Annotated in this window: 15 protein-coding genes; all 15 read left to right on the top strand. The window is 59.0% G+C overall.

Going from position 1 to position 13,441, the window contains the following annotated elements; genetic code table 11:
* The first annotated feature begins 16 nt into the window (after window positions 1-16).
* A complete protein-coding gene (locus HNQ65_RS04005) occupies window positions 17-337 on the top strand; it encodes a hypothetical protein (protein WP_184338177.1) in 321 nt (106 codons plus the stop codon).
* Window positions 338-355: 18 nt separating this feature from the next.
* Window positions 356-1,720, top strand: coding sequence for a hypothetical protein (locus HNQ65_RS04000; RefSeq protein WP_184338176.1), 1,365 nt, complete (start codon window positions 356-358; stop codon window positions 1,718-1,720).
* Between the two features lie 39 nt (window positions 1,721-1,759).
* A complete protein-coding gene (locus tag HNQ65_RS03995) occupies window positions 1,760-2,293 on the top strand; it encodes a SycD/LcrH family type III secretion system chaperone (protein WP_184338175.1) in 534 nt (177 codons plus the stop codon).
* The gene (gene sctE / locus HNQ65_RS03990) at window positions 2,290-3,612 is read left to right on the top strand and encodes a type III secretion system translocon subunit SctE (RefSeq protein WP_184338174.1); all 1,323 of its coding nucleotides are present in this window, start codon (window positions 2,290-2,292) and stop codon (window positions 3,610-3,612) included. Before HNQ65_RS03995 ends, sctE begins: the two co-directional genes overlap by 4 nt.
* Window positions 3,613-3,634: 22 nt before the next feature.
* The gene (locus HNQ65_RS03985; protein WP_184338173.1) at window positions 3,635-4,654 is read left to right on the top strand and encodes a hypothetical protein; all 1,020 of its coding nucleotides are present in this window, start codon (window positions 3,635-3,637) and stop codon (window positions 4,652-4,654) included.
* A gap of 137 nt (window positions 4,655-4,791) precedes the next feature.
* Window positions 4,792-5,673, top strand: coding sequence for a type III secretion system gatekeeper subunit SctW (gene sctW, locus HNQ65_RS03980; RefSeq protein ID WP_184338172.1), 882 nt, complete (start codon window positions 4,792-4,794; stop codon window positions 5,671-5,673).
* Window positions 5,666-5,938: a TyeA family type III secretion system gatekeeper subunit gene (locus tag HNQ65_RS03975; protein WP_184338171.1), complete on the top strand. Its 273-nt coding sequence runs from the start codon at window positions 5,666-5,668 to the stop codon at window positions 5,936-5,938. The genes sctW and HNQ65_RS03975 overlap by 8 nt, the downstream gene beginning before the upstream one ends.
* Window positions 5,935-6,336: a type III secretion system chaperone family protein gene (locus HNQ65_RS03970; protein ID WP_184338170.1), complete on the top strand. Its 402-nt coding sequence runs from the start codon at window positions 5,935-5,937 to the stop codon at window positions 6,334-6,336. The genes HNQ65_RS03975 and HNQ65_RS03970 overlap by 4 nt, the downstream gene beginning before the upstream one ends.
* Window positions 6,333-6,731, top strand: a complete 399-nt coding sequence (sctX, locus tag HNQ65_RS03965; protein ID WP_184338169.1) for a type III secretion apparatus assembly protein SctX — start codon at window positions 6,333-6,335, stop codon at window positions 6,729-6,731. Before HNQ65_RS03970 ends, sctX begins: the two co-directional genes overlap by 4 nt.
* A gap of 22 nt (window positions 6,732-6,753) precedes the next feature.
* A complete protein-coding gene (gene sctY, locus HNQ65_RS03960; protein ID WP_184338168.1) occupies window positions 6,754-7,128 on the top strand; it encodes a type III secretion apparatus assembly chaperone SctY in 375 nt (124 codons plus the stop codon).
* Between the two features lie 5 nt (window positions 7,129-7,133).
* Window positions 7,134-9,236: a type III secretion system export apparatus subunit SctV gene (gene sctV, locus HNQ65_RS03955; protein WP_184338167.1), complete on the top strand. Its 2,103-nt coding sequence runs from the start codon at window positions 7,134-7,136 to the stop codon at window positions 9,234-9,236.
* A 40-nt stretch (window positions 9,237-9,276) separates the two neighbouring features.
* Window positions 9,277-9,693 carry a CesT family type III secretion system chaperone gene (locus HNQ65_RS03950; protein ID WP_184338166.1) on the top strand — a complete coding sequence of 139 codons (417 nt, stop codon included), beginning with the start codon at window positions 9,277-9,279 and terminating at the stop codon, window positions 9,691-9,693.
* A gap of 4 nt (window positions 9,694-9,697) precedes the next feature.
* Window positions 9,698-11,752, top strand: coding sequence for a type III secretion system outer membrane ring subunit SctC (gene sctC, locus HNQ65_RS03945; protein ID WP_184338165.1), 2,055 nt, complete (start codon window positions 9,698-9,700; stop codon window positions 11,750-11,752).
* Window positions 11,749-13,137, top strand: a complete 1,389-nt coding sequence (locus HNQ65_RS03940; RefSeq protein WP_184338164.1) for an FHA domain-containing protein — start codon at window positions 11,749-11,751, stop codon at window positions 13,135-13,137. Before sctC ends, HNQ65_RS03940 begins: the two co-directional genes overlap by 4 nt.
* A complete protein-coding gene (locus tag HNQ65_RS03935) occupies window positions 13,134-13,406 on the top strand; it encodes a hypothetical protein (RefSeq protein WP_184338163.1) in 273 nt (90 codons plus the stop codon). The genes HNQ65_RS03940 and HNQ65_RS03935 overlap by 4 nt, the downstream gene beginning before the upstream one ends.
* The last annotated feature ends 35 nt before the right edge of the window (window positions 13,407-13,441 follow it).

Below are 13,441 nucleotides of genomic sequence, written 5' to 3'. Positions count from 1 at the left end.
TCCCGCTTCGTGACTCATGAATGAATCCTCACCAGCACTTGGCGAAATCGCAGCCGTAGATGCGCAGATAGCGCGCATCGATGCTCTGCTTGCTGAAGGCAGGGAGGCCGTGGCCCGTCTCGACCGGTTTTACGCTGAGCACGGCATCCAGCCTGGCATCGGCGCACAGCAGTTGCAGAGCGAAGATGTCCCCGAGCGCCACCGCATCATTTTTGCCCGCCTTCTCGCAGAGCTTCAAAGGCTCGAGCATCGCGTCGAAGAGCTCGATCCCTCCAGCAAAATCCCCGCACCAGTTCCGGTTATCACCCGCGCCGTAGGTAATCGCTACCGAATTTAAAAAAACACCTCTCAGATCATGGCCGACATCAATTTCAAAACCCAGGAACTCGCCAATCTGTATGCCTACGGCAACACCCCGAACCGTGCCGGCGACCTGTCCTACTTCCGCACAAACACGGATGACGCCACCGTCAGCGCCATCCAGTCGCTGGACATGCGCATCGCCAATTTCCAAAACGTCATCACAGACGGCGCAAAGCAAGGCAGCGAAGACTTTCCCTATGACAAGGACTACCTCAAGCGTGAGTTCATGGAGGAAGTTTTCTCCATCCTGATCAAGCGCAGCAATTATCGCGCTTCAAACGCTGTCTACACTTCTCTCTTCTCGTCAGGCCCCGTCACTTACTCCGCAGATGGGCAGGATCTTCTCCTCAATGGCACCCGCACCCTCCTGGCCAATGGGCAGACCTGGGACGGAAACAACTTCAGCAACATGACCTATGACGAGATGAAGGCCGCGCTGAAGACCGGCCCCAATGAAGGCGGCACCGCCGTCTTTGACGCCTACTCCGCTTGGATTGACGCCGTCTTTGCAGAAGGCAACAAGCTCAAGAACAATCCTACAGATGTGGTCAATATCGTCAGCTCCATCCCGGAGCGCACTCTGCCCACCTCCAGCGACCCCAGCATCATCTACGACCGTGTCGTCACCGTAAAAACCGGCACAAAGGACTCCCTGGGAAATCCCGTTTACAACTACTTCCTTGTCGCCAAAGGCGCGGTCATTTCAGATGTCGGCAAGGTGATCGTCCCGGGCACCCTCAATGGCCAGCAGGTGGATGCCACAGTCGCCGCCATCCCGTCATCTTCAGCCACCTCCTACTACATTCAGGTGGACAAAAATCTCGACCCCGTCACCCCCAACGGTGCTGGCGTCCAGACCACGGCCAAGAACCTCTCTCCCATCATGTACCTCTACTACTACATGGAGGCCCGCGTCCGCGTTCTCCGGGGGCAGTTAAACATGAAGGAGGCCGTCACATCGGAAATTCGTGACGACCTCGCCAAGGCCAACTCCGCCTATGCGGATCTTGAAACCCAGGCCGGCAAGACCCGCGCTCAGTCTCCAGACGGTAAGACCACCAATCCCGACCTCAGTTATGAGACCACCAACATGGACTTTTTTGAAGCCACAAACGCCAAAAAGGGGCAGGTCATCTATGACAACACCGGAAACGACGACCTTCACAATTACTCAAACTGGGGTGCCAGCCGCAGCGCGCTGAAGTCCTATATCGACCAGAAGTCCACCCAGTCCCAGGACGCCATGCTGGATTACCAGACCACGCTGAACCGCTTCAATCAGGCCTATGAAGTGATGAGCAAGATCCAGGAAAAAATGGACGGCCTCATCAAGGGCCAGCTCCGCAACGTGGGCTGATGCACCGCCACGACTTGAGTATTTGAATTTACCCAGACCATGACCTCCCCCGACTCAGACACTGCCAAAGCCGCCGCTGGCGGACTGCCTTTTGACTCACCCGAAGAATGGAAAAATTTCTTCGAAAAATTTGGTGCCAACGGCCGCACCTACCAGGACTTCACCAACCTCTCCCCGCAGAGCATGGAAGTCATCTATATGATCGGCTACAATCAGTACAATGCCGGCAAGTATGGCGAGGCGGAGCGCATCTTCCAGTTGCTGGCAGTGCTGAACCACTTTGAACGCCGGTACTGGACGGGACTGGCCGCCAGCCGCGAACTGCAGAAAAAGTATGACGAGGCCATCAAAGCCTATGGCTACCTGGCGATGCTGGATCTTGAGGATCCATATCCACCGCTGCTCATGGCCAAGTGCTTTCTTGCAGCCGGAAAGGTGGCGGATGCCGAGGGTGCCCTGCATGCCTGCGTCTTCGTCTCGCGCAAAAAACCTCAGCACGCCGAGATCGTGCAGCAGGCGGAGGATCTGCTCGAACTTCTCAGCAAAAACAAAACAGAGAAAGCCGGCGCATGAACATCAACAACAATCCCTCCACGATCGCAGGCTTTGATCCTGGCTCTTTGCAGACCACTTTGAGCGAGGTCAAAAAGACCGCCACAGAGTCCATCACCAAGGCCCTCACGCTGCTCACCACCGTGGATGCCACTGGCGTGCTACCGCCCAAGGACGGAGTGCTGCAGCTCGCCCCGCCAAAAATGAACCTCAGTGCAGCAGACCTGACGCTGCGCATTGGACTGTTGCAGGATGCGCTTAACGAATTGATGCAGTCAGTGTCAAAAAACGAAATTCAGGGACGCCTCAACGATCTGAACCGGGACAACCGTGAACAGCTCGACAAAATGAAGGACCAGATGGAGCATCTGGAGAAGGAGGCGGCAAAGAAGCGCGAGGCGGACAAGAAGGTGAACATCTTCCAGGCCATCGCGAATTTCTTCAAAGCCATCTTCGACGTCATTTCCGCAGTGTTCACGGCTATTGCCGCCATCGGATATGCTCTCACGGGCAACGTGGTGGCGGCTGCAGGTTTGTTTGCCGCCACCGCTGCGCTTCTGGCCTCAAGTGTGATCAACATGGTGATGGCAGTTGACTCTGTCATGAAGGCCGCAGGTGGTGGCGGCTTCCTCAGTGAGAAAGCCATCGCCGGCATGAACAAAGCCACGGAGATTCTCGGTTATGTCGCCATGGGGGCGGCCATGGTCGGAGGTCTTGGGGCTGTCGTGGAAGCAGTCCAGACCGGCTCCAAGCTGGCCACGACTCAGCTTGCCAATCTAGGCATGAAGGAAAGCGCAAAGGAGGTGCTGATGAATGCCACCAAGGAGGCTTTCACAGAGCTCGCCTCCAAAGTGCCCACCAAGGCCATGCAGGAAGCGGCTGAGGAGACGGCGAAGAAACTGATGTATGAAGCGGTGAAAAACTGCCTCAAAACATCGACCACGGCGGAGATGAAAGAGATCGCCAAAAAGGTGATCCAGGAGGCTGTCAAAGAGTCCATCAAGTCGTCCATGCAGCTCATGATGCAGATGCTCGGTCGGCAGGCTGTCACCAGCGGCATTATCCAGGGCTCGGCCCAGATCACCCAGGGCGTGGCGGGCGTCCTGGTGGCGGACATTCGCGAGGATGCCGCTGCAGAACGCCGCAAGGCTGATGAAGCCGAGGCGCAGGCCAAGGCGATCCAGGCGATGATCGAGATGCTGCGTAAAACCATCGAGCAGCTTCAGGACGATCTGCAGAAAATGCTCGAGTCCGCCATGGAGACGATCTCCGCCATCTTCAATGCCGCCGATGAGACTGCCAGCTCCATGAAGGATCTGATGCACTTCCAGTCCGCATGAACAAACACACCTCCATTTTAACATGAACGTTTCATTCAGCATCACAGCTCCCACGATCAGTCCGCCACAGGTTGACACGAACAACCAGACTCAGCAGACCACCACGCAGACGGACAAGTCTCTGACCATCAGCATCACCAGTGGCAACGCCGGCGGCGGTACGGTGTCACCCACGGCCATTACCCTGAGCTTCCCTCTCATCGGTCCCGAGGACATCGCGCTCAATGAAGTCATGCAGGAGCTCCAAAATTTGGACCTGGGCGCGCTCAAGACCACGAACCTCACGGCGGCCGTGCTGCTGCTCAATCAGCAGGCACGAGATCTCGGAGCTGCTCTCACACGTGGCGGGCCTGACTACGTGAAACAGAACGCCCCGGCGCTGACCGAGACATTCACGAAGATGGAAGAGCAGGCAAAGAAGGCGGAGACGCAGCTCTTTGACATGCTCAACGGCAGTACCTACCCGGACTTCAAGCAGTTCCTTGGCAAGATGCTCATCGCTGCACAGGAGTTGCGGGAGCTTGCCTCCAAGGCCAAGCACAGCCTCGTCATGGCTGAGTATGGCAACGTTCTCGACCAGGCAAAGCAGATGGAGATCGCCGCAAAGAAAAACTACGAGTCCACCATGAAGGAGATCGATGCGTCGCGCACGGAGGCCATCGGCAAGATCATCTCCGGAGCGCTCACCATCGCCACCACGGCAGCGGGAGGCATTTTGGGCGGCAGAGACAAGGGCGTTGGCGTTTTGGGCGGTGCTCAGCTCGGCAGCGGCATTGGCGGTGCTTTTGGCCAGATCATTGATGGCAGCACAGGACTGGCAGCGGGAAAAACCCGCGAAGACGCTGCTGCGCTGAAGCTGGAGGCCGACATGGCCGGCGCGGTTCAGAAAAAATTCGAAGCCACGCAGAAGCTCCTGCAGGAGTCTGAGAGCATCACCGACGAGCTGATGAACATCAGCAAGACTTTGTCGGACATGGTGCTGAAGCTATATCAGGACTTCCTGTCAAACCAGAGCCAGATCGTCCAGCGTTCGAACATCTGAGAAATGTCCTGCATCAATTCGTTGGAGGCGTGTAATGGAGGCCCCTGCGTCCGGTTAAGCACAGGGGACATGACAGACTGCCGCCTCCCATTTCATTCCCTCCTGCATTGCAGGCAGGAGGTGCTGTCATGAGCGGGGTGAGCAATGACGTTCGGGCTTTGGTCAGCTCCTTCTCCAGCAAGGAAGGGCTGGCTGATACCTTGGCCGAAGCCCAGCGCCAGGAGGGCAATTTCAAAGGCCAGACCGTGGTCGTTCAAGACGCCAGCACCGCGCTGGCGGATGCCGCCGAGGAAATGACCTTTGCCGCATCTGAAAAGGTGGAGAAAAAACTCTCCGAACGCAAGGCTGGCAGCAAGGAGGCGATGAAAATCAATGCCGCCCAGCTCGCGGAAAAATACGTCAACATGATGGGGGAGTCGCAGCCTCCTCACAAGCTGCATGAGTTTCTTGATGCCCTGAAGAAGAAAGGGGAAAATGCCACCGAGGAAGACGTGCGCGATCTGGTGAAGCGCGAGTTCAGCGATGTCTCTGAGCAGTATGCCGCCCTCGCCTTTGCCGAAGAGGCGCTGCAAAATGAAGGCGGAAACGAGAAGCTGCTGGGAACCGTTTCCTCCGTCAAAGAGACGCTGCTCAAGGAAGCCGGGCCCGCCATCCGCGCCGGGCTCAACATCGCCGTGGATGTGCTCAAATTTGCCAGCCAGGGGCTGGAGCAGCTCGACAAACTTCGGGAGCTGTACCGCTACGCAGTTCTGGGGCGTGAGACCGTGTCTGAAATGTATCAGGCCATCATGCATCGCTATGGCGAGAGCCGCTTCCCCCAGGCGCTCGACTTCCTGATCCAGGCCGCTGGCAATGATCTCGATGCTCACGGGCTCGGCCCGTCCATGGACCCGGCGCATCTCGAAACCGCTGTCAACAACATCAACTACGTGCAGCAGATGGGAAACCTCTACCGCGTACTGGCGGACCTTGTCGAAAAGGTCCGCCCCAGCCCCGCACAACCTTTTACGAATGGCTGATGTCTACACTGCTCATGATCTCATGCGGGAGCTGCTGGAGATGACCACCCAGCGCTGGGTCGACCCTGACCGCTTCATTCAAATCACCAACAAAATCGGCGTCAAAAATTCTGAAATGCGCATCTACTTCCTCACGCAACTGCGCGAAAAAGTGCGGCAGATCCCGCTCAAGCTCTATCCTTCGCCGGACATCCGCGAGAAGCTGCTGGACGCTCTTCAGCAGGCCATGGACACCGAGATCTCACGAGAGGAGGCCGTGGCATGACGCTGCACGATGACATCATCGAGCAGTTCGGCCGCTCCCTTGGCATGCAGGGGCTTCGCTTGCGCGATGACGGATCTCTGCGGCTGGACATGCAGCAGCTTGGCAGCCTGGCCTTCGAGCTGGTGGGGGCTTACCGGGAAGAAGTGGCAGTCAGCCTCACGCGCCAGGTGGAAACCACCGCTGACAACGCTGCGGAGCGCATTCTGGAGCTGTGCCACTACCGCGCACCGGCTCCGTTTCCTGCGCGTGCCGGACTCACCCGCGCCGGGCATCTGATTTTCGCCGTCCGCATGGACACCTCTGAGTTCACGCTGCCAGGCCTGCATCAGGCGCTGGATCTTCTCATCACTCTTCACGATCAAAGCACCAGCTTTGTGCGTTCAGCCCGCCTGTCATGACCCAGCTCCTTCCAGAGTCATTTCGCACGCGGGTGGGGCTTTCCTCCATTGAGATCGCTGACGAGCCTACCACGCCGCAACTGCCGGAGGATTCTCGCCTGCAGCCGATCGATGCGGCGGTGGAGCGGCAGCTTGAGGCCATGCTTCAGGCTGAGACATTTGAAAAGGTGGTGCTGGATGCTCTGCGCCCGTGTGTGCAGGACCAGTCCATCCTGCATCCCAGCATCTATCATTCGCTGCGCGAAGAGGTGCTGGCCAGCCTGCAGGAAACACTCGGCCAGGAGTCCGACCCCGAGGCCACCAGAGCGCTGCGTGACGCCATGGACCTGCTCCATCACCTCGGTGCCGCGCATGAACTGGGGGAACAATACCGCTACGCACTGCTCAAGGGCTGACATCTCGATGCAAGAAACCCATATGACAGTATCCACTCCGACAGCAGCGCCGCAGCGTGCGCCCCTAGTGCTTACGCCGCGCCAGCGCAACTGGCTGCTGCTGGTTTCCTATCTGCACCTGGAGCAGCACAAGGCTGACAAAGCATGCACATTGCTCCGTCTGGCCTTCCAGTCCTTTCCTGAAGACGCCGAGGTGCAGCGCTGCCTGGCCCTGGCGGAGCTGCAGGGCGGCTCTCCGGTGGCGGCCGCCCGCGCCGCCACCCGTGCTTTCAAGCAGGCATCCGGTGCCCTTCGCATCCCGGTGGGGCTCGTCTTCGCCAAGGCCCTGTGGGAGCAGGGCAAACATGAGGCCGCACGAGACTTTCTGGCTTCGCTGCTCACGGACACACAAAGCTGAACCCTATGGCATTTGCTATTTCATCCGTTCAAAACGCCCTGACTAAAGGCTCCAGGTACTACGACATCCTCATGGCGGTCGTGGTGGTCATGATCCTCTCGCTGATGATCCTGCCGGTGCCGCCTGCAGTGCTGGACCTGCTGCTGGCGGTGAACCTGGCCATCTCGATGCTGCTGCTCATGCTTTCCATGTATGTGCCGCACATCCTGGAGTTCTCCACGTTTCCCTCACTGCTGCTGGTCACCACGCTCTTCCGCCTCTCGCTGAACATCACCACCACGCGCCTCATCCTGCTGCACGCTCATGCGGGGGATATTGTTTTCACGTTCGGAAACTTCGTGGTCGGCGGGAACTTCGTCGTGGGTGTGGTGATCTTCCTCATCATCACCATTGTGCAGTTCGTGGTCATCACCAAGGGGGCCGAGCGTGTCGCGGAGGTGGCGGCGCGCTTCACGCTGGATGCCATGCCCGGCAAGCAGATGAGCATTGATGCCGATCTGCGTGCAGGAAACATCACGCAGGAGGAGGCCAAGAAACGCCGCAGCGCCATCGAAAAGGAAAGCCAGCTCCATGGCTCCATGGACGGGGCCATGAAGTTCGTGAAAGGGGACGCCATCGCGGGCCTCATCATCACCGCCATCAACATCACCGCTGGCATCGCCATCGGCACGTTGCAAAAAGGCTGGGAGATCGGCAAGGCGGTCACCACCTACTCCATCCTCACCATCGGGGATGGTCTTGTCTCGCAGATTCCAGCTCTGCTCATCTCCATCACCGCAGGCATGATCGTGACCCGTGTGGGCAATGAGGAGGAGGGGGGCGCTCTCGGCGGCGATGTGGGCAGGCAGCTCCTCTCGCAGCCCAAGGCGCTCATGATCGCCGCCGGCTTCATGTTCGGCTTTGCGCTCATCCCTGGCTTTCCCAAGATCCCCTTCATGCTGCTGGGCTTGGTGGCCGGTCTCATCGGCTTTGCCAATTTCAGGACACAGAACACCCCCGTCGCAGTGCAGCATGACAAGCACAACCTGCCAGCCGCGGCCGCCAGCGGCGCCAAGCCCGCCATCAAGCAGCGTCGTGATGATGGCGATGAGTTTTCCGTCACCGTGCCTCTCCTCATGGATGTGTCCGCCGCCAGCCAGGATGTGGTGGATGCCAATGCCATGAACGAGGAACTCATCCGTGTGCGCAAAGCGCTCTATCATGACCTCGGCGTGCCGTTTCCCGGTATCCATCTGCGCTTCAATGAATCTCTCCCCGCAGGGTGCTATAAAATTCTCCTGCATGAAGTGCCCATCGCCGAGGGCATGTTCAGAAGCGACTGCGTGCTGGCGCGTGAAAAGCCGGACTCCCTGCGGATGCTGAACATCCCTTTCACCGAGGACAAGCCCTTCCTGCGTGGCCTGCTGCCACTGTGGGTGCCCACGGAACGCATCACGGATTTGGAAAAAGCCAAGGTGCCTTTCCTCGCGCCTACGCAGGTGCTGACTTATCACTTGAGCGTCATCTTAAAACGCTACGCCGGCGACTTCATCGGCCTGCAGGAAACCAAATATCTGCTGGAGCAGATGGAGTCGCAGTTCCCCGAAGTGGTGCGCGAAGTCCAGCGCGTGCTTCCCGTGCAGAAGATCACCGAGGTCTTTCAGCGTCTGGTGCAGGAGGAGGTCTCCATCCGAAATCTTCGCACCATCCTGCAGTCTCTCATCGAGTGGGGGCAGAAGGAGAAAGAAGCCGTGCTGCTCACCGAGTACGTGCGTTCGGGTTTGAAGCGTTACATCAGCTACAAGTTCAGCCGTGGCCAGAACATCCTGGCTGTCTATTTGCTGGAGCCCGGTCTGGAGGAGAAGGTGCGCAAGGCCGTGCGCCAGACTTCCGCGGGTGCGTATCTGGCGCTGGAGCCCGCCACCGTTAAAGCTCTGCTCACCTCCGTGCGCAAGGAGGTCGGCAACATCATCGAAAGCAATCAGCGCCCCGTCCTGCTGACCTCCCTCGATGTCCGCCGCTACACCCGCAAGCTCATCGAGCAGGAGTTTTATGAGCTGCCAGTCCTCAGCCATCAGGAGCTGACGGAGGAGATCACCATCCAGCCACTCGGCCGCATCGCCGCATGACCCGCTATTTGACGACTACCACTGCCTACCACCCGATTTCATGACATCCCCGCTGAATGAACTGATTTCCGTGCTGTGCGATGAAGCAGGCGCCCCAGTCCCTGAGGCAGATGCCCGGGGTGTCCATGTGATCCGCATTGAAAACCATGACCTGCGTGTCCAGCCTCTCAGTCATGGCAGGTTCGTCCTCATCGGCCTCATCGGCAAGGCGGGGGACATCGCAGCACGCCGTGAAGAATCCCGCCAGACCTTGCTTTCCTCCTGCCTGGGGCTTCAGGCGGTTCGCTTTGGCAAACTCGGAACTCCTGAGGTTCTCACGCTCGAACCTGAAAGTGATGAACTGGTGCTGTGGCGTTCTTTTGAAGAACACCAGGTCGCCATCTCTACCTTTTTGCAGGCTGCCGAATCCCTGATCAATGAGACCGAGTTTTGGAAAAACTGGCTCGCCACCGTCTAAGTCCATGAGCCACGCCCGATACATCTTTTTTATTTTCCTCACCGCGCAGTTGCTGGGGCTTTCCGCCCTCCACGCCCAGGATTACGATCGTGTGCCCTGGCGTTCAAAGCGCATCACCCTCACCGCCCATCAGCGCCCGGTTCGCGATGTGCTCAAGGAGTTCGCCACTCTGCAAAGCCTTCCCGTTTCGATCAGCGACTCCGTCAAAGGCGTCATCAGCGGCACCTTCATGGAAGTGGACACGGCCCGGCTGCTCGACCAGATCTGCGAAGCCCATGGCCTGGTCTGGTTCTATGATGGTGTGCGCATGATCATTGAAACCGGCGACGAGGTTTTCTCCCGTCCGCTTTCTCTGCCTTATGTGACGGCCTTTGCCTTGAATGAGGTGCTTTTCAGCGTCGGCTACGCCAGCGGTCCGAAGGGCAGGGAGGTGCAGATCAAAAACGGCCACCGCGAAGGGGTCATCCTCCTCATTGGCGGGGCGCAGTTCATCCAGGCCACCGAGGCGCTCGCACGTGATCTCGATACTCAGGAGAGCCGGCGCATCAATGACCAGATCACCGTCCGCACCTTCCGTCTTAACTACGCCTCCGCCAGCGACGTCACGGTCAACAATGGCGGCACCACACGCATCATTCCCGGTGTGGTCCGCAATCTGCAAAACCTCATGGCAAACCAGGTGCCGGGCAGCCAGCTCTCTGCCGGGGTGGAGGAGGCGGAAAGCCGCCGCACGCATCCCAGTCTGCGTGGCACGGGACTGGCCGCTGTGGGCAATCCCAATGCAGGCGCTCCGCTGCCGTCTTTCAATCCCTACGACCCCTATGGCACCCAGCAGAAGGCCACGCCCGTTCCAGGATTTGGCGGTGCAGGTGGCGCAGTGGGCCAGCCCGCAGCCACGAATGATCCGCGTGCGCCCATGATCGTGGCCGATGTGCGCCTCAATGCTGTTCTCGTGCGGGATGTGGCGGCCCGCATGCCGCTCTATGAAGAGCTGATCCGCATGATTGATGTCCCCACCAAGGCCATCGAAATCAGCGCCGCCATTGTGGACATCGGTTCTGACAATCTGCGCAATGTCGGCGTGGAGATCTTGGGTCTTGGCAAAAAGGGCAATGACAACACGCGCTTCGGCTTTGATGCAGACCGCGGTCTCTTTGATGGCACAAACACCCAAGGGCAGACCCCGAGCTTCTTGGACGGCTCCAATCTCGCACGCGGCGCCGGGTTGAACGCCACGGCCCTCATCAGCGCCGGCGGCTTTGAAATGTTGAGCCGTCTGCGTGCGGTGGAGGAGGTGGGTGCTGCGCAAATCGTTTCCAGCCCTTCTGTTTTGACCATGGAAAACGTCCAGGCTGTAATCCGCACTGACGAAAAGGTTTATGTGAAGGTAGCAGGAAATCTACAAGTGGACCTATTCGACGTTACAGCAGGAGTTCAGTTGCGCGTGACCCCCACTCTCGTGAAGGAGAGAGGGAACACGGACTTCAGGCTCGTGATTGATATCACCGACGGCAGCTTCTCCGACCAGCGCGTGGGTGAGATTCCCACCACTCGTGAGAGCGCCATCAACACCCAGGCGCTCGTGCCAGAAAACAAGACACTGCTGCTCGGAGGCTACTCCGTGGAGCGTCGCAACCGCAGCAGCCGCCAGGTCCCTCTGCTGGCCAAGGTGCCGCTGCTTGGAAAGATTTTTTCCAACAATGCACGCACTCACGAGCGCACGCAGCGCTTCTTCTTCATCACGCCCCGCATTGTGGATTTGATGAAAGAAGCCACAGATCCTGCGGCTTTCGTTGGCACGGCTGGCAATGACCTCGCGCTTCCGAGCTACCTCAACAGCGACCAGATTTCACGCGAGAAGGTCGATGATCTCGCACGCCGCCTCGCCGCCGGTAATCAGGCTGGTGGAGATCAGTCTGGCCTCACGCAGCCACGTGCGCCTCAGACCTCCGGTGCAGCCCGAACAGACAATGAAAAAGGCTGGATACCCCGTGCTTTGCCTCTGCGTGAAGAACCTTCCGTTCTGCTTCCCCCTGCATCCAATCCTTCCCGCCCATGAGTGATGCCCGTCAACAATGGCTTCTGAAAGTGATCGCCGGCCCGCATCAGGGCGCGGAGATCGGCCTGTATGCCGGCAAGACTCTGGTTGGCAGCGATGACGAATGCGATGTCGTGCTTCATGACGTGCTCGTCGCACCGCAGCATCTGGAGATCGATCTTGCATCCTCCGGCATCACCGCCGCACCGCTTGGCGGGCGTGTCTTTGTGGACGGCAAACGCATTCGAGATGCACGCCAGGTCGTTCCATCCTTTGCTTTCCTTTCCATCGGCGGCTCGCACCTCGTCATTGGTCCTGCTGAGGGCAAATGGCCCCTGATGTCCTCTGCCGACGTGCCGGAGCTGGAGAAAGATACGGAGCCTGTGCCTGCCCCGTCCGACAAAGAACCAGCGCCTGCAGAGGCCCAGGCTGCAGACGCCTCACCTGCGCAGCCCGCTGCCGTTGCAGCCCAGAACTTGGAGAAGTCCGCTCATGCGCCCTCGCGCATCGGGCCGCTCCTCGGCATCGCCTGCGGCCTGCTGCTGTTACTTGGCTGGGGCGTTGTTTACAGTGGGTATTTCTCTGCTCGCGGTGAGAATTCCGAAGAGCTGCCCAAGCCGGACAAACCCATAGCGCGTGCTAGAGCGGTCGTGGAGGAGCTTGGCCTGGCAGGCAGCATCAAGTTGGAGGAAAATGCAGGACGGCTCACCGCATTCGGATACGTGGACACTGAAAACAAGCAGCGTGAGCTGCAGGCGGTGTTTCGTGCCACGGTACCCGGCATTCGCACCAAGATATTCAGCTTGGAAAAGATCGCCGCCAGCGCACGCTCCCTTCTCGACAACCAGCATCTCGCCCTCACCGTCACCAGCCTCAGTGAGGGCAAGATCAAAGTCACCGGCAAGCTCGCTTCTGCGAATGACTGGGTGGGCATGAAGCAGACGCTGCTCTCCGAAGTGCCTGGCATCAGCGAGATCGAGGACAGTGTGGAGATCGAAGCACCACGCCCACGGATCACAGCGCCGGTCCAGGTGGCAGCCTCTGTGCCGCTTCCCGGCGCCCTCGCAAAACCAGGCGCTGCCCCAGCTCAGACAGCGGCAGCGCCCCCGCCACTTCCGGTCAGCATTCCGGAGCCTGATCCGGAGACTGGGTATCTCATCACCACTGACACCATCGACACACCGGAATCCACCATCGTGACTATTCGTTCCAGTGATGACGGGCTCGGCTACATCCGCCTTAATACCGGCGGTGTTTACTTTATCGGCGCCCGTCTGCCCTACGGCGGCACCGTGGCCAAAATCGAGACCGACAAGGTCAGCATCATCGAAAAGGGCCAGATCCGCAGCCTGCGGCAGGGAGACGTGGTCATGAAGAGCAAACCCATCACCTCCACCAAATCATGAGCACAGATCCCCTGGCCGACAGCGCCTTGAAGGCCCGCCTCGACACAGCCGATTTTCAGGAGGCGCTGGCCGCCGACACGGATGGTTCTTTCTACCAGGATGCCGTATCCTACCTCGGCGCCTGGCGCCAGCGGATCCGCCAGTATCAGGATGCCGGCGTCTCCACCGGGGAGTTTGCCTCACTCACGCAGCTTTCCGCCAGCATCGACAGCGCAGAGCGTGTCATCGAATTTTTTGTGAAGCTGCAGAAGCTGCCGCCCATGCCGTAGCACAAAACCAAACCCAAAAGCACAACTCAAAACAC

Source organism: Prosthecobacter vanneervenii, from assembly GCF_014203095.1.
In the GTDB taxonomy this organism is placed as follows: domain Bacteria; phylum Verrucomicrobiota; class Verrucomicrobiia; order Verrucomicrobiales; family Verrucomicrobiaceae; genus Prosthecobacter; species Prosthecobacter vanneervenii.
Note: the sequence above shows the minus strand (reverse complement) of the source record. Positions and strands in the feature narration are given on the sequence as shown.

Coding starts and splice junctions, on each gene's coding strand:
- sctY (WP_184338168.1), top strand. CDS start 6,754: ATGACAGTATCCACTCCGACAGCAGCGCCGCAGCGTGCGCCCCTAGTG.
- sctC (WP_184338165.1), top strand. CDS start 9,698: ATGAGCCACGCCCGATACATCTTTTTTATTTTCCTCACCGCGCAGTTG.
- HNQ65_RS04005 (WP_184338177.1), top strand. CDS start 17: ATGAATGAATCCTCACCAGCACTTGGCGAAATCGCAGCCGTAGATGCG.
- HNQ65_RS03940 (WP_184338164.1), top strand. CDS start 11,749: ATGAGTGATGCCCGTCAACAATGGCTTCTGAAAGTGATCGCCGGCCCG.
- sctV (WP_184338167.1), top strand. CDS start 7,134: ATGGCATTTGCTATTTCATCCGTTCAAAACGCCCTGACTAAAGGCTCC.
- sctX (WP_184338169.1), top strand. CDS start 6,333: ATGACCCAGCTCCTTCCAGAGTCATTTCGCACGCGGGTGGGGCTTTCC.
- HNQ65_RS03935 (WP_184338163.1), top strand. CDS start 13,134: ATGAGCACAGATCCCCTGGCCGACAGCGCCTTGAAGGCCCGCCTCGAC.
- sctE (WP_184338174.1), top strand. CDS start 2,290: ATGAACATCAACAACAATCCCTCCACGATCGCAGGCTTTGATCCTGGC.
- HNQ65_RS03970 (WP_184338170.1), top strand. CDS start 5,935: ATGACGCTGCACGATGACATCATCGAGCAGTTCGGCCGCTCCCTTGGC.
- HNQ65_RS03985 (WP_184338173.1), top strand. CDS start 3,635: ATGAACGTTTCATTCAGCATCACAGCTCCCACGATCAGTCCGCCACAG.
- HNQ65_RS03975 (WP_184338171.1), top strand. CDS start 5,666: ATGGCTGATGTCTACACTGCTCATGATCTCATGCGGGAGCTGCTGGAG.
- HNQ65_RS03950 (WP_184338166.1), top strand. CDS start 9,277: ATGACATCCCCGCTGAATGAACTGATTTCCGTGCTGTGCGATGAAGCA.
- HNQ65_RS03995 (WP_184338175.1), top strand. CDS start 1,760: ATGACCTCCCCCGACTCAGACACTGCCAAAGCCGCCGCTGGCGGACTG.
- HNQ65_RS04000 (WP_184338176.1), top strand. CDS start 356: ATGGCCGACATCAATTTCAAAACCCAGGAACTCGCCAATCTGTATGCC.